The 4189-nt window shown below is 29.8% G+C and carries 4 protein-coding genes; 1 reads left to right on the forward strand and 3 read right to left on the reverse strand.

Annotation, left to right across the window (positions count from 1 at the left end; all coding sequences use genetic code 11):
- The 3 genes from RR430_RS09040 to RR430_RS09050 all read right to left on the reverse strand — a co-directional run.
- Positions 1-143: PTS sugar transporter subunit IIC (locus RR430_RS09040; RefSeq protein WP_332509000.1), on the reverse strand; the 143-nt coding region annotated here is incomplete at its 3' end.
- A 21-nt stretch (positions 144-164) separates the two neighbouring features.
- Positions 165-635, reverse strand: coding sequence for a PTS galactosamine transporter subunit IIB (agaB, locus tag RR430_RS09045; protein WP_332488761.1), 471 nt, complete (start codon positions 633-635; stop codon positions 165-167).
- A gap of 80 nt (positions 636-715) precedes the next feature.
- A complete protein-coding gene (locus RR430_RS09050) occupies positions 716-3439 on the reverse strand; it encodes a sigma 54-interacting transcriptional regulator (protein WP_332488760.1) in 2724 nt (907 codons plus the stop codon).
- Positions 3440-3509: 70 nt separating this feature from the next.
- Here RR430_RS09050 and RR430_RS09055 point away from each other — a divergent pair.
- The coding region (locus RR430_RS09055; protein ID WP_332508998.1) for an RNA polymerase factor sigma-54 at positions 3510-4189 on the forward strand (680 nt) is incomplete at its 3' end.

A 4189-nucleotide genomic window follows, 5' to 3' on the forward strand; every position in this document is an offset into this window, starting at 1 on the left:
AGTGGTACATTACCTAGAATAATTCCTGTCACTGTTGATACAACAAGTGGACGGAAAATAAATAATGCTTCTAGCCAATAATCCACACCGATAATAATAGCAGCTATTGCAAGTAGTATTCCTTGCATTAATGTTATTTGCATTTTTTCTTTCTCCTTTTAGTTTTAGATTTTTTCAATTGAATCTCCTGGAACATCTTGACAATATACGTTTGATCCATGACTAGCAGCATATTTTAAGTCTTCCATGTCTTGATCATCTACATATACTTTTTTGGTAATTGCACGTTTGCCATTTGAAAAATGCATATTACCAACATTGACATCCTTAAGTACAACACCTTTTTCAATTAAGCGCTTAACTGATGCGGGAGTTTTAACAACTAAGAATATCTTTTGGTCAGGCGAGGCGTTATCAATAATCTCTGCAGTATAATCTACTGTAAAGAATCGAATTCCAACGCCACTTGATTTAGCAGTGAAGGTCATCAACTGTTGTTGTAATTGGTCATTTGCAGCTTCATCATCACAAACGACGATTAAATTTGCACCAATTGTTTTTGTCCAAGTCACCCCCACTTGTCCATGTACCAAACGATTATCGATACGTGTCAAAAGAATATTTTCTCCTTTCATACTTACACCTCCTTTTCCTTCACTAAATATCATAGCAAAAAGCGTGCCAACATTTAGTTAGCACGCAAATAATCCTTTGTTTATAGGTAATTTTCAATATAATTAAATATATAATATATTTCAGAAACAGGTATTTCGACACTATAATTCGATTCTACGACACTGAATACCTGTTTAATCGCTTCAATGAAGTCCCCATGATTTTCAAGAAATTCAGTCGGTTCCTCAATTAATTGAACTTCATTTTTAAGTATTAATCTTTCAATTAAACATGATAAATGTACATATAATCCTACTTTACTAGCAGCTGGTAAAGGCAATGATAAGTATTTTTCCATATCAATCACTAGTTCTTCTACATCATCCAATACTTTCTCAGCATTTAAAATTGTCAAATGATTAACGATATTATTAAGTGTAAAGTTCTTAATAATATTTTGTTTCATGACTTCTACTTCATCTTCATTTAGGAAGTCTTTCATTAAAGCACCTATTTGATCCATTTCTGAATTCAATACTAAATCTTCTATTGCAATAAAAGGCATGTCTTCAATATATGGATTCATTGTCCCAATAATAAATAAAACATCATATTTTTCAAATATATAATCATTATTACCATTCTCAACTAATTTGTTGTAGTCATAACTAACAATTTCAGCATCAATTTTCTTAGGTAAACTCTTACTAAATAAATCTACAATTTTTTCAGCTGATCCCATTCCAGTTGCACATACCGATAGTATCGCTTTCTTTTTAGCTCTATTTTGTATGTATTTATATTGAGATACCGTTTCTGAACTTGCTTTATCTAGTATTTTAGAAATATCTTCACCTTGCTTAATTTTGCTGCCAATTAACAATGCAAGCTTTGTACTTACATTATTTATGATACTTATATTAACATTTTGAATTTGTTTAATACGCTTATAGATTTCTTCCAATGAGCCCATATCTACAAGTAATACAAGATCATCAAAATAATTCTTCATTTTCAGATAATCATTTAACTGATTAGTAATTTTATCAACACTAATATCTAATTCCATATCAATCGCATCAAAAATATTTTGATTTAACATCTTATTAACAGCATCTGCAATTGATGATGCAGTAGAATACCCATGACAAAGAATAACCGCAATTGTTTTATTGCTAGATTCTTCTCGATGCATATCACATATGACAAGCATTAATCTAATCTTCATCATTTCATCAACTTCAACATCTAAGTTAATACCAATATTATCAACAATCTCAGTTACAATTGTATATTCTCTTGGATATTTCATTTGAAATATCTCCGAAAATTCTTTAATCTCTTGAGCGTGATTACTTAACCAACTCTTAAATTCATGACTAAGTCTTGCATATTCACTTAAATATCTTGATACAAGAAGTATGTCATTATTACTGATTTGTAAATTATAACGGTTCATAACAATAGAGAATATCTTATCTGTAATTTTCTTAGTAAATTCAATATTTGGACCTCCTGCTTGATTACGATCAAACATTAGATAATCACTATATTGGTCAATCACTTCTTTTAATGAAGGACTAAATATTCGATTTGTCAGTGGATTTTCTTTGTACTTATGATAACTTTCCAACATCTTTTCATATACACCAATTAAATTAGTATCATAAGTGTTAGGTTGATTAGGAAATGCCAGTTTTAACATCTTCTTATCTTTAGAACTTTGTAATTTGAAATTAATTACTGGAGCTAATTGCAAAACATATTCTGGTAAATTATTCACATGAATTTGAAGAATATCATTAACTTGATTATCTTCCAAGAAAGCATTGGCACAAGTAGCACGAACACTATTCATTAAGCCACCTACGTTACCAGGAATATTGGTGTCCATAAATATTTGATAAGCTAATGAACTTATCTCAATTGTTTTACCAATTTCTTTCGATTCATTTTTAAAGATTGTCGCAAGTAGTGCAGCCTTTTCATTTCTTGGTCTTTCTTCTAAAGATGGAATTTTTACTACAATCGGAATTCTTCTTAATAACGTTTTAAGTAATACATCTTCAGGTTTTTCTGTTGTAGCAAAAATTAATCGGCAATCGGAATGATACCAATTTTCGTTATCTCCTACTCGATGATAAACCCCTTTATCCATAAATAAAAATAGTTTTTCTTGACACTCTGCTTTTAAACAATGCACTTCATCTAGAAATAATACGCCACCATCTGCCAACTGTATTAATCCTGGATTATCTTTATCCGCACCGGTATAAGCACCTTTTTTATGACCAAATAGATTTGCCGTTAACAATTCAGGGTTATTTGCATATTCACTACAATTCACTACTATAAATTTACTTTCATGAGTAATAATTTTAGCACATATCGCATATTCATATGTCGTCTGCGCAATTCTACTTTTACCAGTTCCTGTTGCTCCGTTTAATAAAATTGGTAAACCCATAGGTGGATAACTTATAGCTGCTTTACACTGTTCAATAGCATGTCTTAATGAATCACGTGCACCAATAAGACGATCAAAATCTTCCTTTTTAAATGTTAAATCATCAAAAGACTCAAAAATACTGTTTTCTACTTCAATTCCTGATTTTTCCAATTCTTCTATACTGTAAAAATAAACTGGTCTTGTATTTACTTTAACCACCTTATTTTCTTGTATAAACTCATTCAAATACTGTGAAACACTGTTTCTACTTAAAGATAATTCATTAGCAAGATATGATGCTGTAAAACATTCCATTGGAATAGCACCATTTTTTGCAGTATATAAGTTTAGTAGTTTTAATAATTTTTCTTTCATGGCATTTCCTCTTGTTCATATTCTATCGCAAAAGATGTTATGTTACAATCTAGTAAAGGCTGATAACAAAATGAAGACAAAACTTATACAAACACTTAAACCTACCCATAAAATAAATATTAAACAAGTACAGTCACTTGCTATTTTAACAATGAATCAGCAAGAATTAGACAAGTTGATAATAGAAACAGCACAACAAAATCCATTACTAGAAATACATCCAAGTTATTATCATCAAACTATTGAACTTAATGAAGAACTACTTAACAATACAAATGAGATAAGTTTGATTGAAGAATTAGTATCGCAAATAAATACCAGTAAGTATAAGAATAAAGAATGCGCTAAAGCCATAATCCATCACTTAGATTCAAATGGATACTGCACAACATCATTAATTGATATAAAAAAAGAAAGCCATTTTAAATTACAAGATTGTAAAGATGCGCTTCAATTTATCCAAACATTATATCCTCTTGGTGTTGGTGCTAGAGATTTAGAGGAATGTCTAACAATCCAATGTAAACATATTAATACGCAACATCAAGATATTTTATTAAAAACAATTCACTATTTAAATGATTTAGCAAAAGGTCATTTTCTAAAAATAGCTAAGATTCTAAATACAGATGAAAAAACTATCAAAACGTGTTTAAAGTTGATTCAAACGTGTAATCCAAAACCAGCTTCAAATTACTCTGCTAGTGCACCTATGATCCTACCAGAAATATTTATAATTAATGATGATGG

Origin of the sequence: Anaerorhabdus sp., assembly GCF_036641015.1 — a bacterium.
In the GTDB taxonomy this organism is placed as follows: domain Bacteria; phylum Bacillota_I; class Bacilli_A; order Erysipelotrichales; family Erysipelotrichaceae; genus Anaerorhabdus.